Source organism: Nonomuraea sp. NPDC052265, from assembly GCF_044547985.1.
In the GTDB taxonomy this organism is placed as follows: Bacteria; Actinomycetota; Actinomycetes; order Streptosporangiales; family Streptosporangiaceae; genus Nonomuraea.
Genome location: NZ_JBIUBJ010000006.1, coordinates 243,778 through 262,434 on the forward strand (window position 1 = coordinate 243,778; position 18,657 = coordinate 262,434).

General features: G+C 73.7%; 17 protein-coding genes and 1 pseudogene. 7 read left to right on the plus strand and 11 right to left on the minus strand.

Features of this window, described 5'->3' with window-relative positions; all coding sequences use genetic code 11:
- Window positions 1-155 precede the first annotated feature (155 nt).
- Window positions 156-2,015 (plus strand): hypothetical protein, encoded by a 1,860-nt coding sequence (locus ACIHAD_RS20560; RefSeq protein WP_397356371.1) that lies wholly within the window; start codon window positions 156-158, stop codon window positions 2,013-2,015.
- Here ACIHAD_RS20560 and ACIHAD_RS20565 read toward each other — a convergent pair.
- Both ACIHAD_RS20565 and ACIHAD_RS20570 read right to left on the minus strand, forming a co-directional pair.
- Window positions 1,982-2,542 carry a hypothetical protein gene (locus ACIHAD_RS20565; protein WP_397356102.1) on the minus strand — a complete coding sequence of 187 codons (561 nt, stop codon included), beginning with the start codon at window positions 2,540-2,542 and terminating at the stop codon, window positions 1,982-1,984. The two genes, ACIHAD_RS20560 and ACIHAD_RS20565, sit on opposite strands and share 34 nt — an antisense overlap.
- Before the next feature lie 89 nt (window positions 2,543-2,631).
- Complete coding sequence (locus ACIHAD_RS20570; protein ID WP_397356103.1) at window positions 2,632-3,006, minus strand: sterol carrier protein domain-containing protein; 375 nt, start codon at window positions 3,004-3,006, stop codon at window positions 2,632-2,634.
- A gap of 17 nt (window positions 3,007-3,023) precedes the next feature.
- Here ACIHAD_RS20570 and ACIHAD_RS20575 point away from each other — a divergent pair, with 17 nt between their 5' ends.
- Window positions 3,024-3,434 (plus strand): DUF2871 domain-containing protein, encoded by a 411-nt coding sequence (locus tag ACIHAD_RS20575; RefSeq protein ID WP_397356104.1) that lies wholly within the window; start codon window positions 3,024-3,026, stop codon window positions 3,432-3,434.
- Between the two features lie 437 nt (window positions 3,435-3,871).
- The gene (locus ACIHAD_RS20580) at window positions 3,872-7,396 is read left to right on the plus strand and encodes a S8 family peptidase (protein ID WP_397356105.1); all 3,525 of its coding nucleotides are present in this window, start codon (window positions 3,872-3,874) and stop codon (window positions 7,394-7,396) included.
- 4 nt (window positions 7,397-7,400) lie between these two features.
- On the opposite strand, the gene ACIHAD_RS20585 is transcribed toward ACIHAD_RS20580, so the two are convergent.
- The 8 genes and pseudogenes from ACIHAD_RS20585 to ACIHAD_RS20620 form a co-directional block, all read right to left on the minus strand.
- A complete protein-coding gene (locus ACIHAD_RS20585; RefSeq protein WP_397356106.1) occupies window positions 7,401-8,363 on the minus strand; it encodes a helix-turn-helix domain-containing protein in 963 nt (320 codons plus the stop codon).
- 103 nt (window positions 8,364-8,466) lie between these two features.
- Window positions 8,467-9,780: an L-seryl-tRNA(Sec) selenium transferase gene (selA, locus tag ACIHAD_RS20590; protein WP_397356107.1), complete on the minus strand. Its 1,314-nt coding sequence runs from the start codon at window positions 9,778-9,780 to the stop codon at window positions 8,467-8,469.
- An 8-nt stretch (window positions 9,781-9,788) separates the two neighbouring features.
- Window positions 9,789-10,109: a hypothetical protein gene (locus tag ACIHAD_RS20595; RefSeq protein ID WP_397356108.1), complete on the minus strand. Its 321-nt coding sequence runs from the start codon at window positions 10,107-10,109 to the stop codon at window positions 9,789-9,791.
- Between the two features lie 325 nt (window positions 10,110-10,434).
- On the minus strand, window positions 10,435-11,298 hold the full coding sequence (locus ACIHAD_RS20600) for a PaaX family transcriptional regulator C-terminal domain-containing protein (protein WP_397356109.1): 864 nt from the start codon (window positions 11,296-11,298) through the stop codon (window positions 10,435-10,437).
- Between the two features lie 103 nt (window positions 11,299-11,401).
- Window positions 11,402-11,674 (minus strand): hypothetical protein, encoded by a 273-nt coding sequence (locus ACIHAD_RS20605; protein ID WP_397356375.1) that lies wholly within the window; start codon window positions 11,672-11,674, stop codon window positions 11,402-11,404.
- Window positions 11,675-11,699: 25 nt separating this feature from the next.
- A pseudogene (locus ACIHAD_RS20610) lies at window positions 11,700-11,813 on the minus strand (hypothetical protein); the annotation flags it as partial.
- 99 nt (window positions 11,814-11,912) lie between these two features.
- Entirely contained in the window at window positions 11,913-12,215 is a 303-nt protein-coding gene (locus ACIHAD_RS20615; RefSeq protein ID WP_397356111.1) for a hypothetical protein, read from the minus strand.
- A gap of 141 nt (window positions 12,216-12,356) precedes the next feature.
- Window positions 12,357-12,962 carry a CBS domain-containing protein gene (locus tag ACIHAD_RS20620; protein WP_397356112.1) on the minus strand — a complete coding sequence of 202 codons (606 nt, stop codon included), beginning with the start codon at window positions 12,960-12,962 and terminating at the stop codon, window positions 12,357-12,359.
- A gap of 220 nt (window positions 12,963-13,182) precedes the next feature.
- Here ACIHAD_RS20620 and ACIHAD_RS20625 point away from each other — a divergent pair, with 220 nt between their 5' ends.
- The 4 genes from ACIHAD_RS20625 to ACIHAD_RS20640 all read left to right on the plus strand — a co-directional run bounded on the left by ACIHAD_RS20625 (window position 13,183) and on the right by ACIHAD_RS20640 (window position 15,959).
- Entirely contained in the window at window positions 13,183-14,364 is a 1,182-nt protein-coding gene (locus ACIHAD_RS20625; protein ID WP_397356113.1) for an acetate/propionate family kinase, read from the plus strand.
- Between the two features lie 123 nt (window positions 14,365-14,487).
- Window positions 14,488-15,327 carry a universal stress protein gene (locus tag ACIHAD_RS20630; RefSeq protein ID WP_397356114.1) on the plus strand — a complete coding sequence of 280 codons (840 nt, stop codon included), beginning with the start codon at window positions 14,488-14,490 and terminating at the stop codon, window positions 15,325-15,327.
- Window positions 15,324-15,824, plus strand: coding sequence for an HPP family protein (locus tag ACIHAD_RS20635; protein WP_397356115.1), 501 nt, complete (start codon window positions 15,324-15,326; stop codon window positions 15,822-15,824). The genes ACIHAD_RS20630 and ACIHAD_RS20635 overlap by 4 nt, the downstream gene beginning before the upstream one ends.
- A gap of 3 nt (window positions 15,825-15,827) precedes the next feature.
- Window positions 15,828-15,959: a hypothetical protein gene (locus ACIHAD_RS20640; RefSeq protein WP_397356116.1), complete on the plus strand. Its 132-nt coding sequence runs from the start codon at window positions 15,828-15,830 to the stop codon at window positions 15,957-15,959.
- A gap of 19 nt (window positions 15,960-15,978) precedes the next feature.
- Here the strand turns inward: ACIHAD_RS20640 and ACIHAD_RS20645 are convergent, their stop codons facing one another.
- Window positions 15,979-18,495 (minus strand): cation-translocating P-type ATPase, encoded by a 2,517-nt coding sequence (locus ACIHAD_RS20645; protein ID WP_397356117.1) that lies wholly within the window; start codon window positions 18,493-18,495, stop codon window positions 15,979-15,981.
- Between the last annotated feature and the right edge of the window lie 162 nt (window positions 18,496-18,657).

Genomic DNA, 18,657 nt, shown 5'->3' on the forward strand with positions numbered 1-18,657 from the left:
GTTTGGGAGGCGACCGCCATGCAGGACACCGTCCGCATCCCGCGCGGTGGGTCGCGCCATTTCCAGTCTCTCGGCCACCCTAAAATCGCCTCGTACGCCGAACCGGGCGCCGCCCGCCGGATTCGAATGAGGCCATCGGGATGACCATCAGCATGATGACCCATGATGTCGATAGGCATCCATATGTTGGCGGTCGTCCCTTTCGTACGGATGAGGCCGGCCAATTCTTCGGGCGGGACGAGGCGGCGGCCGAGCTCTGCCGGCAATGGACGAGGAATCGCGTCACCGTTCTCGTCGGGCCGGCGGGGGTGGGGAAGACCTCCCTGATCAATGCGCGGGTCGTGTCCGGAACCGTGCCTGCCGGGAGCCCGCTGAGTGCCCCTCCGCTTCCGCTCGGCGCGGTTCCCGAGCACAACCCCTACGCGCTGGCCCTGCTGTCCACGTGGTCCCCGGCCGTGCCGCCGCATCGGGTCGCGGGCCTGTCGGTCCATGAGTACCTGCGCGCGAACGCCGTGCGCTCGGTGGTCGTGGATCAGCTTGAGCAGGTGTTCGAGGGGCCGCCGCAGCTGACCGCGTACCGCGAGGACTTCCTCGCCCAGATTCGCGAGGCCATCGAGGAGATGCCGGATCTGCGGATGTTGCTGTCCGTCCGCGAGGAGCATCTCGGTGATCTGGAAAGCGCGCTGGGGCCTCTGGAGACGTACCGGCTGGAGCCGCTGACGGAGCGGCAGGCGCTGGAGGCCGTGGAGGGGCCGGTCAGAGGCAGCGGACGGTGGTTCGCCGAAGGCGCGGCCGAGGAGATCGTGTCCCGGACCGGAGGGCCGGGCGGGGTCGATCCGGTGCTGCTCCAGGCGGCGTGTTCGGATCTGTGGGCGTCGCTGCCCGCCGACACGCCGGGCATCACCGTCCACGACGTGCGGACCCGGCCGGGGGTCGAGCGGTCGCTCACGCTGTTGTGCGGGCGGGTGATCAGGGAGGTCGCCAGGGATCACAACGTGTCGGCCCTGCGGCTGACCTCGGCGTTGCAGCGGGCCTTCGCTCCGGGGCGCACCGGCGGGATCACCCGCGAGGAGCTCTCCGCCGGGGTGCTCCAGGCGCTTGAGGACAAACACGTGCTCAAGGGCGGCACGGCGTACCGGCTGCGGCACGAGCTGCTGGTCGCCCCGCTGATGCGGGTGGACGTGCCCGAGCTCCAGACCGGCGAGATCACCCCCGAGCGGTATCTGGAGGCGGCGGAGTCCGCGCTGTCCAGGCTCGACCTCACGGCGGCCGAACGCCTGGCCGCGGCCGCGCTGGCCACCGCCGAGGAGGACGACCTGGCGGTCCGGGCCGTCGCGGAGTCGCGGCTCGGTGACGTCGCGCACCTGCGCCGCCATCCCGCGCAGGCCGTCGATCACTACCGGACGGCGGCCGCGCTGTTCGAGGCCGTGCAGGAGAACTCGACCGTGGCCCGTCTCCTGGCGGCCATCGGGCGTTCGCTGCTGGCCAAGGGGAAGGACGCCGAGGCCGTGGAGACCATGCGGTCGGCCGTCGACCGCACGCCGGCCGACTCCGCCCTGCAGACCGAACTGGGCCGCGTCCTGTGGCTGGTGGGCCAGGCGCGCGCCGGGGTGACGGTGCTCACGGACGTGCTCAACGCCGACTCCCGGGCCCCTGAGGCCCTGCGCACGCGCGGGGAGATGCTCGCCGACCTCGGCCAGCCCGAGGCGGCACTCCGCGACCTGAACCTGGTCGGGCGCCATCTGCGGCCGGAGGGCCGCGCCGCCCGCGCGCTCGCCCTCAGCACCATGGGTAGACCCGGCGAGGCCGAGGAGGACGTGCAGGCCGCGCTGTCGGCCGGCTCGGGGAACGGGCCCGCCCTCCTGTACGCCGCCCGGGTCCGTGAGCTCGGCGGGAACCGCACCGGCGCCGCCGACCTCGCCCGGCTCTCGCTGGCCGCCACCGCGCCGGCGCTGGCGCCCCACCAGCACGAGGCGGCGCTTCACCTCCTGGGCGGCGGGTCCAGCGCCTTGTGATCCGACGGTTTCCGGTCTGACGTCGCCTGGCTGAAGTCCTCCCAGCTCGCGTCCAGCTCGTCGAACGCCAACGGCCCCACCATTTCCCCTTTCAAGAACTGGCCCTCGACGTCGTACGTCATCTTCGTCGCCTGGGCGGCACGGCTGGCCTGCTCGTACGTGGCGTCGGCGAGCCGGCGGGCGGCGATGGCGGCCGGGCCGGGGGAGAGCACGGCGACGCGGGCGGCCAGGTCGCCGAGCAGGGCCGCCTGGGTCTCGATGGCGCCGAGCCGCTGGTTCATGTCCTCCCAGGGGCGGTGGGCGGCGACCTCGATCTGCAGCCTGAGCTTCCGGGCACCGCCCAGCAGGTTGGCGTAGGCGTCGTCACGCTGCTGTTGTTGTTGTTCCTCGCGGCGCCGGCGGGCCTCGCGTTCCTCCTTGCGAGCGGCGGCGCGGTTGGTCAGGGTGACGCCGCCCAGGGCGCTGAGGGCGCCGATCACGCCACCGAGTGCGGAGACGACGGCCGGCAGGAGCGTGGCATCGGGCATGCCTCGATTCTGTCCGCTCCACCCCTCCCGCCGCGCAGGCATTCAGGCGGTCCGGCGCCCGTGCGCTCTCCGTCGCGAGACGCGGGCCGTCAGAAGGCCGGGAAGGCCCAGCCCGAGGGGTGGAAGGGGGCGCGCTCGCCCCGGAAGGCGAGCGAGGCGGCGCCGACCGCGCCGGGGCGCGGTTCCTCGACCCGGCCCGCGGCGGCCAGGGACGACAGGGTAATGCCGCCCAGATGGGCGGCGCCCAGTTCGGCGGCGGTCAGCCGCAGGTCGGGCCGGGCCCGGGTGCGTTCGCAGGTGACGGAGTCGCCGTCGGCCCGCAGGTGGTGGCGTCCGGCGTTCCACTCGCCGTGGACTCCACGTTCGTGAAGAAGGGCACCACCATGCGCTGCACAGGGCGCACCGCCGGAGTTTGAGGCGTCCTGGACATTTCGGGAGCCCGGGTGCGGAGTGTGATAATTCACCCTTTAAGGTCTCATCCGTGAAAAAGATCTACCATGCGGCGCATATTTATATGATCGTCGGCGTCATCAGCGGCCTGTACTACCGCGAGATCACCAAGCTCAACGACTTCACCGGCGACACCCAGCTCGGTGTGGTGCACACCCACCTGCTCGCCCTGGGCATGCTGTTCTTCCTGATCGTGCTGGCGCTGGAGAAGATGTTCACGCTGAGCGCCGGCGGCAAGCTGTTCACCTGGTTCTTCTGGGTCTACAACGGCGGGCTGGCGCTGACGGTGGCGATGATGCTCGTGCACGGCACCCAGACGGTGCTCGGCGCCGAGACCAGCCCGGCGATTACCGGAATGGCCGGGCTGGGGCACATCGTGCTGACGGTCGGGCTGATCCTCTTCTTCGTCAACCTCGGCAAGCGTATCCCCGCCAAGAGCTGACGATGGTTACGGCCTGGCAGGGGGCGACGGCGGTGAGGACGTCGTCCGTTCACGCGGGCCTTCCACCCGCGTTGGGTGGCCCCCCGGGGGGCCACCCAACGCGTGGTGCTCTACCGGATGAACACTGTCGGTGACGTATCCGTCGGCGTCGAGCAGCGGCCTGGGCATTTTCTGTCCCCAGTGTGTCGGGGTCACGACGGCCAGCCTGAACGACCGACTGCCCGGGGGAGCGGAGCTCGATCGGCCGCTTCCTGCTTCGGGCGGACAGCTGGGGGCCGCCGCACCCGGGGCGGTGCAGGATCTGCCGGTGTCGTAATCGCGACATGGCGGACAAACGGCACGGGCGACACCTGGCGCACTGGGCACCGCATCACCCACTCTCGTGTCCACTGGTTGTTGCTACGAGAGGTTTCACCCCCATGCACTGGTCCGCCCATGTGACGGTGGCAGGAGTCACCACCGCAGCCCTGCTGAGCTTCCCGTTACCCGCAGCCGCGGCCGCGCCCGGGATCGAGCCCGCCTCCGCCGGGAGCGTCCACCAGGTCACGCTGATCACCGGGGACGTGGTGACCGTCAGGGAGGCCGAAGCGGGCCGGCACGCGGTCGAGGTGAAGCCGGGGCCGGGCCGTGAGCGGATGGCGTTCAACACCACCGAGGAGAACGGCGAGCTGCGGGTCCTGCCCAGCGACATCGTCCCCTTCCTGGCGGCCAAGCGGCTGGACCCCGGCCTGTTCTCGGTCACCCGGCTGATCGCCCAGGGGTACGACGACGCGAAGACGGACAAGCTGCCGCTGCTGTTCCTCTACGACGGCTCCGCGCCGAAGAGCGCGACCGCGCCCGAGCTGGAGAGCGTCAACGGCCGGGTCGTCGCCGCCGACAAGCGTACGATCGGCGAGCTGTGGAAGTCGCTCGACGAGCAGCGGGCCACGTTGTCGCAGGGCGTGGCGAAGATCTGGCTGGACGCCAAGGTCAAGGCCACCCTCGACCACAGCGTGCCGCAGGTGGGCGCGCCGGAGGCGTGGAAGGCCGGGTACGACGGCAAGGGCGTCAAGGTCGCCGTGCTGGACACCGGCGTCGACGCCACCCACCCCGACCTGGCCGGACGCGTCAAGCAGACCAAGGTGTTCACCGGCGAGCCGAGCGTCCAGGACGGCAACGGGCACGGCACGCACGTGGCCGCCACCATCGCGGGCGGCGACGGCAGGAAGGGCGTCGCCCCCGGCGCCGAGCTGATGGTCGGCAAGGTGCTCGGCGACGACGGCTCGGGCACCCTGTCCGGCGTCATCGAGGGCATGGAGTGGGCCGCCGCCGAAGGCGCGTCGGTGATCAGCATGAGCCTCGGCGGCAGCGCGACCGACGGCACCGACCCGCTCAGCGTCGCCGTCGACACCCTCACCGAGCGCACCGGCGCGCTGTTCGTGGTCGCGGCGGGCAACGACGGCTCGGCCTACTCCATCGGCACTCCCGGCGCGGCGACCTCGGCGCTGACCGTCGGCGCGGTCGACGGCAAGGACGTGCTCGCGGAGTTCTCCAGCCGCGGCCCGCGCCTGGACGACGCGCCCAAGCCCGACCTCACCGCCCCCGGCGTGGCCATCGTCGCGGCCCGCGCGGCGGGCACCAGCATGGGCCAGCCGGTGGACGAGCGATACACGGCCGCCTCCGGCACCTCGATGGCCACGCCGCACGTGGCCGGGGCCGCCGCGATCGTCAAGCAGCGGCACCCCGACTGGACGGCGAAGCAGATCAAGGACGCGCTGGTCGGCTCGGCCAAGCCCATCGCCGGCCAGCAGATCGACGACGCCGGCGCCGGCCGCCTGGACGTGGCCCGCGCGGTGCGCCAGGGCGTGACCGCGACCGGCGTGGTCGACCTCGGCAAGCACCAGCAGGGCGAGGGCCCGGCCACGGCCGGGGGCACGATCACGTACAGCAACGGCACGGCCGCCTCGGTCACGCTGGAGCTGGCCGCCACCCTCGAAGGCGCCGAGCTCAGCGCCAGGACCGTGACGGTCGCGGCGGGCGGCACCGCCGACGTCAAGGTCACGGTGGACCTGGCGGCGCTCTCCTTCGGCCGGTACGGCGGGCTGGTCACCGCCACGGCGGGCGCGGAGCAGGTGCACACCACGCTGGCGCTGACCTGGAAGGGGCCGCAGCACAAGGTCCGCTTCACCGCCATCGACGCCGCGGGCCGGCGGACCGGCGCGGACACGCTGTCGATGTTCGGCGCCTCGCAGCTGGACGACGTCTTCACCTGGGTGCCCGCGGACGGGCTGACCGTGGAGGTCTCCGAGGGCACCTACATGACGCAGTCGCTCAACCTGGGCAGCGGCTGGGGCCGCATGCACCCGCGTGACGGCATGGTCGTCATCCCCGAGCTCAAGGTCGACCGCGACCTGGACGTGGTGCTCGACTTCCGCAAGACCACCCCGGTGACCATAAAGACGAAGGAACCCGCCGAGCAGGTGGGTATCTACACCTACTTCACCTATCGCGCGTTCGGCTCGCGGAAGATCTCCCAGGGCGTCATGAACTTCGATGTCATCGAGGGGCTCAACGTCTCGCCGACCCAGCCGGTGCGTGACGGTTCGTTCGAGTTCGCCTCGCGCTGGCAGCTCGTCGCGCCGAAGCTCACCGCCCGCGTGCCCGGTACGGAGCCGTACCCGATGGGGTTCCTGGGCAGGTCGCCGGGCGTGGAGGGGCGGCACATGTGGCGGCTCGCCGACGGGGCGGCCGGGTCCAAGGGCAAGGCCGCGGTCATCCGCAGCGAGGACATCGACTGGGCCGACCCGTCCGGGGCCGCGATCAAGGCGGGAGCGGTCGCCGTGATCCTGGTGCTGCCCCCCGACGACGCGTTCGGGCACGGCTGGCGGCCGGTCGGCGCCGACCTGCCGATCCCGGCCCTGGTGGTCGCCAACGACGACGGGCAGCGGCTGCTGGAGCGGATGAAGAAGGGCAACGCCAAGGTCGAGGTCACGGGGATGATGGACTCGCCCTACCTCTACGACGTCATGCAGGTCTCCGACGGCCGCGTGCCGGACAAGATCGTGTATGAGGTGAACGACAGCAACACCGCACGTGTCGCCACTACATATGCCGACAACGGGGGCTTTGCCTGGGCCAAGGAGCAGCGCTTCGGCTGGCGTCCCTGGCAGTCGTACTCGCTCGGCCAGCAGATGGAGACCCAGCGGATCGTCAAGACCCCGCTGCGCCGCACCGAATACGTCAGCGCCAACGGCTCCTTCTGGCAGCACCTCGTCAACCACCAGTACGTCTGGGACGACATGGGCCGGCTGCTCGACGGCATGACCGAGCAGCCGCGCACCTACCGGCCGGGCGCGCGGACCGGCGAGAGCTGGCACGCCCCGGTGGTCCGCCCGGCGATCCCCGCCTGGATCAAGCCCTCCACCCGCGAGGGCGACACGATGGAGATCCGGATCCCCGAGTTCGTGGACTCCTCCGGTCACGTCTCGCGCGCGGGCGTCGACAACGACACCGCGTCGGCCCGGTTCTACCGGGACGGCACGCTGGTGGCGGAGGGTGACGCCGCCTGGGGCGCGTTCCCCGCGTCGCCGCGGGAGGCCGCCTACCGGCTGGAGCTGTCCACCAGGCGCACCTCGGAGGAGTGGACCACGGCGACCGCGACCGAGACGGCCTGGACGTTCCGTTCCAAGCCGGACGACCGGGTGCTGCCGCTGCTGCAGGTCGACTATGACGTGCGTCCGGAGCGCCCCGGTCTGGTGGGCTTCGCCGTACGGCACCAGGAGGGCGTGAGCGGGGCGCGCGCGAAGGACCTGAGGCTGGAGCTGTCCTACGACGACGGCGCGACGTGGCGCGCGCAGCCGGTGATCCCGCTCGGCGGCGGACGCTACAGCGCGGTCGTCCTGCGCGAGCACCCGTCGCTGCGGGTCACCGCCACCGACTCGGCCGGCAACTCGGTCAGGCAGACGGTGATCAGGGCCTACTGATCGGTCAGAGCCAGTTCTCGCGGGCGGCGTGCCAGGCCAGTTGCATCCGGGTCTGCGCACCCGCCCGCTCCATCAGGTAGGCGATCCTGCGCTGCACCGTACGCTGGGAGATCTTGAGCTGGGTGGCGATCGACTTGTCGGGGACGCCCGCGACCAGCAGCGACAGCAGATAGAGATGGTCGGCGTCGAGCGGGCTGCCGGGGTTGGTGAGGCTGATCGGCGTGGCCCGCTCCCACAGGCTCTCGAACAGGGCCTTGAGGGCGTCGAGCAGGCTGCTGGGCCTGATCAGCGCGGCGGTGAGCTGGGTCAGGCCGTCGGTGTGCTGGATGAGCGGGAGCACCCCGAGCTCGCCGTCCGCGATGATCATCCGTACCGGCAGGACGGGCAGCGCGCGAGCCTGCTCGCCCAGCGTGATGCCGTCGGCGAGGTTGACCAGCATGCCGGGTTCCTCCAGCAACGCCCCTTCGTAGATGACGCGGAATCCGACCCCGCGCCGCAGCGCCGCCAGCTCCTCGGTGTTCTCCTGCGAGGTCATCGCCACGTGCCCGGCCCGGCAGAGGCTGAGGACCTCGTGGCGGGCGCCGTCCTGGAGCAGCCGGAGCTGCTCGCGCAGCGCCGTGCGGCTGGTGATCACCTCGATGAGCTGCGCCGCCTCGCGGCGCCGCGCGTGCGCCAGGTACTCGCCGGTGAGCTGCTCGATGGCGTGGCGCGCCCGGTCGATCTCGGCCTGCCGCCGGTGCAGCCGGGCCGCGAGCGCGACGTCGGGCGCGACCGCCGTGAACCGGCCGGGATCTCCCGGTACGGCCCGCGCCAGCCCCTTGGCCAGCAGCGAGCCGAGCGCCTGCCGCGCGACCTCGGCCGCCACGCCCAGCTCCTCGGCCAGGGCGTCGGACTCGACCTCGGTGGTCCTGACCAGCAGCCGGTAGGCGGCTTCCTCCTCCGCGCCCAGCCCCGCCGCGCTCAGCACGTGCCGCTCACGACCCGATCCAGATTCACCCGGCCATTGTAGGGAGGAGCCGCCGGGTGATGGCCGGGGGCGGCGGCGAGTGCCGCAGGGCCGGCCGGAGCGTTCACCGCCCCGGCAGCGTGGCGAGGACGCCGGCCAGCAGCGTGTCGTCGTGCTCGGCCGGCACCGCGCGCAGGTCGAGCAGGCAGCGCCCGTTCTCCACGCGGGCGAGGACGGGCGGCTCGGCCCGGCGCAGCGCGGCGGCGGTCCGCCTGTCCAGCGCGACGGCGGCGCTCGGCAGGGACACCCCGGGCGCCCCGCCGCCGCCGACCACACTCCGGCTGTCGACGGCTTCGGCGTCGACCCCCTTGTCACGCAGCCGGGCCGCCAGGTTCTCGGCACGGGATCGCAGCGTGGCCTGATCGGCGTGCAGGCTCTCCCAGGTCGGGGTCGGCGGGCCCGCGACCGTGGCCTCCAGGGCCGCCAGCGTGACCTTGTCCACCCGGAGCGCGCGTGCGAGGGGGTGGCGGCGCAGCCGGTCCACGAGGTCGGCGCGGCCGAACATCAGCCCGCACTGGGGGCCGCCGAGCAGCTTGTCCCCGCTGGTCGTGACGAGGTCCGCGCCCTCGGTCAACCAGCTCGTGACGTCGGGCTCACGGGGCAGCAGCGGCTCTGGGGCGAGCAGTCCCGAGCCCGCGTCGGCCACCAGGGGGATGCCCCGCTCCCGGCACAGCTCCGACAGCCGCGCCACCGGGACGTCGGCCGTGAATCCCTCGATCCGGTAGTTGGAGGGGTGCACCTTCAGCACCATGCCCGTCCGCGGCCCGATCGCGTCGGCGTAGTCGGCGAGGGCGGTGCGGTTGGTCATGCCGACCTCCCGCAGCCGGGCCCCCGTGGAGACGAGCAGGTCGGGCAGCCGGAAGCCGTCGCCGATCTCGATCAGCTCCCCCCGGCTGATCACGATCTCGCCTCCCGCCGCCAGCGCGGTGGCCGCCAGCACGAGCGCGGCGGCGTTGTTGTTCACCACATGAACGGCCTCGGCCGCGGGCACCGCGGCGGCCAGCGCGGCCAGCGCCGTACGTCCCCGCCTGCCCCGGTCGCCCGTGTTCAGGTCGAGCTCGACGTCGGTGGCCCCGGCGGCCAGGTCCACCGCCTGGCGGGCGGCGGCCGACAGCGGGGCGCGGCCCAGGTTGGTGTGCAGCAGCACGCCGGTGGCGTTGATCACCGTACGCAGGCCCGCCGCGGAGGCGGGCAGAGCCGCCAGCACGGCGGTCAGGACGTCCCCCGGCGGGAGGTCGCCGTCTCTGGCACGCCGCTGCGCCGCGACGATCACGGCCTTGACCCGGGCATGGCCGAACCGCCGCCGCGCCTCGACCAGCCGGGGGTCGGCGAGCAGCGTGTCCGTCCGCGGAATGGATCGACGATGGTCTGCGATCATGGCGCCCATTATCGCCGCAAGGCGTGATCATGAAAGGGCTCGCACAGGACCACCGCGGAACCGTCGTCCACCGGTCCGATCGGGAACTGGTCGGACGGCAGCGGCAGGCGGGCCACCTGCCTGCCCGTGACGTCACGTCCGAGCCGGCGTCCGTCAGGGGAGAGGGTGATGTTGCCCGGCGGGCTGACGGTCCGCTCGCCGAGCAGGTACTGCCGGCCGTCCGCGAGCAGAAGGAAGGTGGGGCACCGCGACTGGCAGGCGGTCGTGCGGCGACGGCGGCCACCCCTGCGACCGGTCCTGCTCGCACTTCCGGGCGGCCACGAGGGCACCGCGTACACCGTGGGCCGCCCCGAGCCCCTGACCCTGGCGCGCAGCTACCGGGTGGCGGGGGAGTCGGCCGGTCTCATGGTCCTCACCCCGGGGACCGCCGCCTACCTGGACGTGCTGCGCCGCGACATCGACCGGGGCAGGCTGACGAACGAGACGGCCGCGGCCGACGTCGCCGGGCCGACCCTGTGGCGGGCCGTGCGCGCCGCCGTCCGGGCCTTCGGGTTCAGGGGGCCCGGCTCGCTGCCCGCGTTCTTCGCCGTCGCCAGGGGTGAGTCGGGCGGGCGGGGCCGGTGGAGGTCGCCGTGGAGGTGGTGTGACGGTCCGTCAGGCGCCCGCCGCCAGGCGGCTCAGTCCGCCGTAGAGACCGAACAGGCGGATGGCGCCGTCGTCCTTGCCCGTCTGCTCCTCCAGCAGCGACCAGCAGCGCGCGGTCAGCGCGCGGGCACGGGCGCCGGCCCAGGGCCGGGGGAGCAGTTCGGGGGGCAGCAGCGGGTCGGCCTCCATCGCGCGGGTGAACTCCGCGGCCAGCTCGACCGCGATGGTCAGCCGCCGTGCCTCGGACGGCCCGGTGCCGTCCTGGAGCAGCCGGAGCCGGGGCTCCGCCACCGCGGCGAGCCGGTCGTGACGTCCGGCGATCTCGTCCAGCGGCCACATGGCGCGGGCGAGCGCGACGGGATCGGTCTCCTCGCCGCGGCGCAGGTCGCGGGTGGTCAGGAAGGTGACATGGCCCAGCACGCCCAGGCGGCGGGCGTGCTCCTCGACGTAGGGCTCCCACGGGTTGGCGCTGAGGTAGAGGCCCCCGTGGACGGCGGCGCCGCCCAGGAGGGTGAGCGCGGCGCGCAGCGCGTCGCGGCCGGGACGGGCGCTCTCCGGGACGGCGAAGGCGATCAGGTGCCAGGCGCCGTCCCAGGGGGCGAGCCCGGCGTCCTGGCGGAAGGCGTGGGTGACGAACTCGACGTCGAGCCCCATCGCGCGTTCGGCGCTGCCGGTGGCGCGCAGGACCGCCTTGCGCCCCCGCCCTTCCTGGACGAACCGCCCCTCGGCGACCAGCCGTTTGATGCACAGGCGCACCTGCTGGTCGTTCATGTCCAGCAGGTTGGCGGTCTCGTAGAGCTCGCCGGCGTCGACCGTCAGATCGGTGCGGACGAGCGCCTCGACGAGCATCCGGGTGGGGATGTGGACGTCCATGCCGACTATCGTAACCACTCCGATAGTTACGCACCGATGACGCGGGTCACCGCGTCCAGCAGGACGCGATGGCGGACGTCGGCCAAGGCGTCGGCGGGCATCGTCAGCGGCAGGAAGGCCAGGGCCGGCCCCGGCGGGGATCGCCGAGGCCCAGCGCGCCGCCGATGCCCGGATGGCCGAAGGCCGTCGGGGACCCGAGCCGCCACGCGCGACTGGGCAGCGCGCACCCGAAGGCCGAGCCGATACTGAGCACCCGGTCCCGTCCGGCGGCACGCGGCCGGACGGCCGCCGTGACCGCGTGGTAGCCGGGCCGTCCCGGTGGCCAGCGCGGGCGCTCGGCGGCGAGGACGTCGGCCAGCGGACGCCCGTCCAGCACCTCCGCGAGCCTCCAGCACCGCGTAGGTACGTCCGGGCCGGCGCTGGAGATGCCACGCGGCGCCGATGCCGGACAGACCGGCGCCGATGATCAGTACGTCGACGTGCCGGGAGCCGGTCGCGTCAGGTTCGCTCGTCATGAAGGTGATGGGCCTCTACTGATATCGAAACTATCGTAATGAGGACGATAGTAGCCAGAGCGAACGAAAATGGGAACGCGGCCCCTGGATGCCGGGCCTTCAGGAGGGTGGCGCGAACGGCGCCGCGATGTCGGCGACGTGTTCCGCCGGTCCCGCCGTCTCCCGGTTCGGGTGGTAGATCTCGCGCATGGACAGCGCCGGGGCCAGCTCGTGGTCGTCCAGCCAGGCTCTGAGCGTGTCGTACGCCGGCAGGATGGCCGGATAGCGGCACAGCTCCTTGCTGACCTCGACGTACGCGGCGCGGTGGGCAGGCTCCCGCCGGACCCCGATGCGGCCGACGGGCTCGATCGGCCCGGCGGTCGGCAGGCACACCTCCACCGGGCCGTTCGAGTCCTCGCTCACCGTGCCGTGGAAGACGGTGAACGGCGGCCCGGACAGGTGGCTGCCGGCCGCCCCGAGGCGGGCGGCAGGGGCGCCGGCGGCGACGTCGTGGTCGGCTGACTCGCGCTGCGCGGGCCCGCGCGTGAATCCCGGCGGCCGGTTTCACGGTGATTGCCCGACATGCCTGACCCGTACGATCCCCGGCACCGTACGGGCGAGCACGTCGGCGATGTGATCGGCGTGCCGCCGGGACGGCCCGCTCAGCTCGGCCACGCCGTCATGGACGACGACGTCCCAGCCCGGACCGGCCGGGAACTGCTCGCACAGCGCCGCCTCGACGTCCTGGCGCAGGTCCTCGTCCGGGCGGGCGAGCATGGCCATCAGGTCGCGGCGGCTGACCATGCCGGCGATCCGCGCGCCGTTCACGACGGGCAGGCTCTTGACCCGTTCGCGGACCATGAGGTCGATGGCGACGGTGACGTCGGTGGTCTCGGAGACCGTGACGACGTCGCTGCTCATGACCTCCAGGACCCGGCGCGGCAGCGGCTCGGCGGAGGGGGCGGGCGGGCGGACGGTCGCGCGGGGGTCGGGCTCGAACTCCCCCCGCAGCAGGTCCAGCTCGCTGACGACGCCCACGAGCGCGCCGTCGTCGTCGACGACGGGGGCGGCGGTGATGTCGTGGGCGTGCAGGATCCGGACGGCCCGCCGCACCGGATCGGTGCGGCGGACGGTGACGGCCGGACTGCTCATGACCTCGCGGACGAACATCGCTGTCCGGCCTCCCTCGGAGTCATCGGTCTTCCTGGTCGGCGACGCCGGCCTGCGCGCGGCGGTCCGTCCGGCCGGGCGGCGTCACGATTCCCTGGCCCACCCCTACCCGCACCCCGGAGGTGTCCACCCAAGGTTCCTGCCCGGCGTCCGCCGGGCTCGATCGCCCCACCTGGATGCGGTACGTTCCGGAATCGGAAACGGAAATAGGCTCATGGCCATGGCCGACCCCATTCTCGTGCTGAACACGGGATCCTCCTCCATCAAGTACGAACTCGTGGACCCCCACACCCGCACCCGCGCCGCCAGAGGTCTGGTCGAGCGCGTCGGGGAGGAGCGCGGGCGGCTCACGCACCGCGCCGGGGACGGGCCGCCGTACGTCCGGGAGCGTTCCTTCCCCGGCCACGCCGAGGGGCTGGAGGCGATGCTGGAGGCGTTCGCCGCCGTTGGGCCCGAGCCGGCCCCGATCGCGGTCGGGCACCGGGTGGTGCACGGCGGCACGCGGTTCGCCGCGGCCGTGCGCATCGACGACGAGGTCATCGCCGCCATCGAGGAGCTGGCCCCGCTCGCCCCCCTCCACAACCCGATCAACCTGACCGGCATCCGGCTCGCGCTCAAGGTGTTCCCCGAGGTGCCGCAGGTGGCCGTGTTCGACACCGCGTTCCACCGGACGCTGCCGCCCGAGGCGTACACGTACGCGGTGCCGCGCGAGTGGCGCGAGCAGGGCGTGCGGCGTTTCGGCTTCCACGGCACCTCGTGCGCGTACGTCTCCCGCCGCGCCGCGGCCCTCCTGGGCCGCGACCTCGCCGACCTCAACCTGATCGTGCTCCACCTCGGCAACGGCGCCAGCGCCACCGCGATCTCCGGCGGGCGCAGCGTCGACACCTCCATGGGCATGACGCCGCTGGAAGGGCTGGTCATGGGCACCCGCTCGGGCGACGTGGACCCGGCCCTCGCCGCGTACCTCGCCCGTACGGACGGCCTGGACGCCCAGCAGGTGGAGCACGCGCTCAGCCACCGGGGCGGCCTGCTCGCGCTCACCGGGTCCGGCGACATGCGCGAGGTGCGCGCCCGCGACGACGACGAGTCCAGGCTCGCCCTGGAGATCTACGCCCGGCGGATCCGCAAGTACGTCGGCGCCTACCACGCGCTGCTCGGCTGCCGGGTGGACGCGATCGTGTTCACCGGCGGCGTCGGCGAGCACGACGCCGCCACCCGCGCCGCCTCCCTGGCCGGGCTCGACCGGCTCGGCATCGCCGTGGACCCCGCGCTCAACGCGGCGGGACCGTCCGGTGAGCGCGCGGTGTCCGTTCCCGGCGTCGAGGTGCCCGTCCTCGTCATCCCCACCGACGAGGAGTGGGAGATCGCCCACCAGACGTTCGCGCGGTTGACCTCCTCCTGACGGCGGCAGGGCCGCCGGTCGAAGGACCAACGGCCCTGCCGGACGGGACTTCCTCCTCCGGCGCCGCGCCGCCGCCCGTACGAGGGTGGCGGTGAGAGCTTCGACCGGTGAAGGAGACGCGTGATGAGCACTCACATCGTCGTCGGCGTGGACGGGTCCGTCCCGGCGACCGAAGCGGTGGGATGGGCGGCCGCCGACGCGCGGCGCCGGGGCCTGGACCTGCGTCTCGTGCACGTGGGCCCGCAGTGGCTGCACGACGGGAACGCCGAGCACTGCGCCCGCATGCTGGAGGAGGCCGCCGAGCGGGCCCGTGCGGTGGCGGGCGGCGTCAAGGTGACGACGGAGCTGCTGTCCGGGAACGTGGCCGAGGAGCTGATCCGCGAGTCGGCGGGGGCCGACGGCCTGGTGCTGGGCAGCCGGGGGCTCGGCGGGTTCGCCGGGATGACGGTCGGTTCGGTGAGCCTGGCGGTGGCCGGGCACGCGGCCGGGCCGGTCGTCGTCGTCCGTACGGCCGGTACGGCCGGGCACGGCACGGTGGTGGTGGGCCTCGACGGCTCCGACGACTCGCGGGCGGCCATGGAGTACGCCGTCGAGCAGGCCAGGGCACGCCACGCGCGGCTGCATGTGGTCTCGGCCTGGCAGGTGCCGGTGTTCTCGCCGTACGCCGTCGCCTACGGCGGCCTGATCGAGGACGCGGTGCGCGAGGAGCAGGCGGCGGCCCGCGAGCGCGTGACGCCCTGGCGGCAGGCCAACCCCGACCTGGTGATCACCGACGAGCAGCCGTGCGCGCACCCGGTCTCGGCCCTGATGGACGCGGCCGGGACGGCCGACCTGGTCGTGGTGGGCTCACGCGGCCGGGGCGGGTTCGCCTCCGCCCTGCTCGGCTCGGTCAGCCACGGCGTGCTGCACCACGTGACCTGCCCGGTCGCGGTGGTCCGGCCGCGTGCGGAGGAGCGGTCATGAACGGCTCGCCGACCGCCGTGCAGGTCATGAGCCGCGTCCTGGTGGCCGTCAGACCGGAGGAGTCGCCGCTGATGGCCTGGGAACTGATGCGCCGGGCTGGCGTGCACCACCTGCCGGTCGTCGACGGCGGGCGCCTGCTGGGCATCCTGACGCGTGAGCAGCTTGCGGCGTCCTGGTCCGGCGGGCCGCAGGAGCAGGCCGGCCGCGAGGTACGGGATCTGCTCGGCGGCGTCCGCACGCCCAGGGTGGCGCCGGGCACCCCGCTGAGCAGGGTCGCGGCCGCCATGCTCGACGCCGACGTGGACGCGGTGCCCGTCCTGTCCGACGACGGCCTGGTCGGCCTGATCACCGCCCGGGACGTCCTGTCGGTGGTCGCCGGACGGATCGAGCCGCGGCACGAGCCGACCGAGGTGGTGACCGGGATGTTCCACCTCGAACCGATCCTGCCGGAACGGCGGGAACCGTCCCGGTCGTCGAGGAGCTGGCGGGAGGCGTGAGAGATGAAGCTCGTCGGGCCGCCGCGCAGCTTCCACGTGGCCGGCACGCAGGGGCCGCTGGCGCCGGGGGAACCGGAGCGGGCCAGGCAGTGGGGCGAGAGCCTGGCCACGTCCTTGCCGGTCCCGGCCGCCTGACAGGCCGTCGGGCGCCGGGTCACCGACGCGGCGCGGGCCCGGGGGACGGGTGCAGGATCCGGTCCAGGCGGGCGGCGGCGTAGCCCAGCGTGGACAGCGCGACGACGATCAGCAGGTCGCCCGGAGGCAGCGGCCGGGTGCCGAGCAGCTCGCGCAGCGGCGGCAGGTAGATCCCGGCCAGTTGCAGGACGAGCGCGCCCGCCACGGCGAGCAGCAGCATCGGGTTGGCCAGCGTACCCGGGCGGGTACGGGTGCCCAGCGCCACGCCGAGCTGGGTGGCGCCGAGGGCGAAGAAGGCCATGCTCTGCCAGGCCCGCCCGGTCTGCGAACCCCAGACGGCGACCCCCAGGGTGACGGCGGTGAGCACGACGGCGATGCGGACGACCCGCTGCCACAGGCCCGCCCCCATGATGCTCTGGCCGGGTGGCCGGGGCGGCCGCGACATGGTTCCCGGCACGGTCGGCTCCCCGCCCAGCGCCACGCCGGGCAGGCCGTGGGTGAGCAGGTTGATCCACAGGATCTGGGCGGGCAGCAGCGGGAGCGGCAGCCCCACGAACGGGCCCAGCACCATCACCGCGATCTCGGCCGCGCCGCCCGACAGGCCGTAGACCAGGAAGCGGCGGATGTTGGCGTAGACCCGGCGGCCCTCCTCGACGGCCGCGACGACGGTGTCCAGATTGTCGTCGGCGAGCACGAGGTCGGCGGCCTGCCGGGCGACCTCCGTGCCGCGCCTGCCCATGGCCACCCCGATGTCGGCGCGGCGCAGCGCCGGGCCGTCGTTGACGCCGTCGCCGGTCATCGCCAGGACCTCGCCCCGGCCGCGCAGGCCCTCGATGATGTCGAGCTTCTGCTCGGGCGTGGCCCGCGCGTAGACGCCGGCCGGGCCCGCGGCGAGCGCGCCGGGCACGCGGCAGTCGACCACCGGCTCGGCGGGGTCGATGATGCCCAGATCGGCGGCGACGGCGCGGGCGGTGCCGGGATGGTCGCCGGTGATGAGGACCGGCCTGATGCCCGCCCGCCTGCAGTCGGCCACGGCCGCCGCCGCCGCGGGCCGCGGCGGGTCCAGGATCGCGACCAGCCCGAGCAGCGACAACCCCTCCTCCCGTACGGGGTGCGGGACGGCGTCCAGGTCGGCGCTCGCGACCGCCAGCACGCGGAAGCCGTCCCGGGCGAACCGGTCGGCGCGTTCGGCGGCACGGGCCCGCAGCGCCGGATCGTCGGTCAGCACGTCCGGGCGCAGCAGCGCCTCCGGGGCGCCCTTGCAGACCAGGCGGACGCCTCCGTGCGGCAACGGGTGCACCGTGCTCATGCGCTTGCGGTCGCTGTCGAAGGGCAGCTCGGCGACCCTGGGGAAACGTTCCTGGAGGCTCTCGCGGTCGAGGCCGAGCCGGGTGGCGGCGGCCAGCAGCGCGGCCTCGGTGGGGTCGCCCAGCGCCGTCCACTCCTCGCCCGCCTCCTGCGGCGGGCGCAGGCGGGCGTCGTTGCACAGCGCCGCGGCGGTCAGCAGCGCGGCGAACTCGCCGGGGTCCTGGTCGGTGACGAGCTCGCCGTCGGGCCCGTAGCCGTAACCGGTGACGGTGGCCTCGGCCGCCGGGGTCCACAGGTGCCGGGTGACCATCCGGCCCTCGGTGAGGGTGCCCGTCTTGTCGGTGGCGAGCACGGTCACCGAGCCCAGCGTCTCCACGGCGGGCAGGTTGCGGACGAGCGCGTCGCGGGCCGCCATCCGGCGGGCGCCCAGGGCCAGGCTCAGGGTCACGACCGCGGGCAGCGACTCGGGCACGGCGGCGACCACCAGGCTGATCGCGGTCACCACCATCAGCTCGACCGGCTGGCCGCGTACCAGGCCCAGGGTCAGCACCAGCGCCGACAGCAGCACCGCGGCGCCGGCCAGCAGCCGTCCGACCCCGACCAGGCGGCGCTGCAGCGGCGTGAGACCGGCCCCCTTGACCATGAGCGCGGCGATGCGGCCGCTCGCGCTCGCCGCGCCGATCGCGGTGACCACCGCCCGGCCCCTGCCGCGCGCCACGACGGTGCCCGAGGAGACCGCCGCGCCGGCGTCCTTGTCCACCGGGACCGACTCGCCCGTCAGCGCCGACTCGTCGACCAGCAGCGCCGCCGACTCCACCACCTCGGCGTCGGCCGGGACGATGTCGCCCTCGGCGAGCACCAGGAGATCTCCCACCACGACGTCGCCCGCGGGGATCTGCCGCTGGTGCCCGTCGCGTACGACGCGGGTCTCGGGCGTGGCGAGCTCGGCCAGGGCCGTGATGGCGCGGTCGGCGCGCACTTCCTGCGTCACCCCGACGGCCGTGTTGACCACGATCACCAGGGCGATCACCGCGGCGTCGGTCCAGTCGCCGGTGCTGATGGTCAGCGCCGCCGCGATCAGCAGCACGACGATCAGCGGATCCCGGAGCTGCGTGACGACGCGCCGCCACAGGGGGGTGGGCGGTTTGCGTGGCAGCAGGTTGGGGCCGTCGCGTTCCAGGCGCACGGCCGCCTCCGCCGATGACAGGCCAGGGGACGAGGGCGTCACGTGGGTGTCCTTCCTGCCCGCCGTGGCCTTCGGGCCGGCGGAGTCGCTGCAAGGTGTCTCAGGATTTAGTCTTCGCCCTGGTCAGGGCCGTAAACGTCCGGGTGTGCCAGCCGGGTCCGGGTACTCCTCGACGGAGAGGTCCTCCGGCCCTGCCCCGGCCGG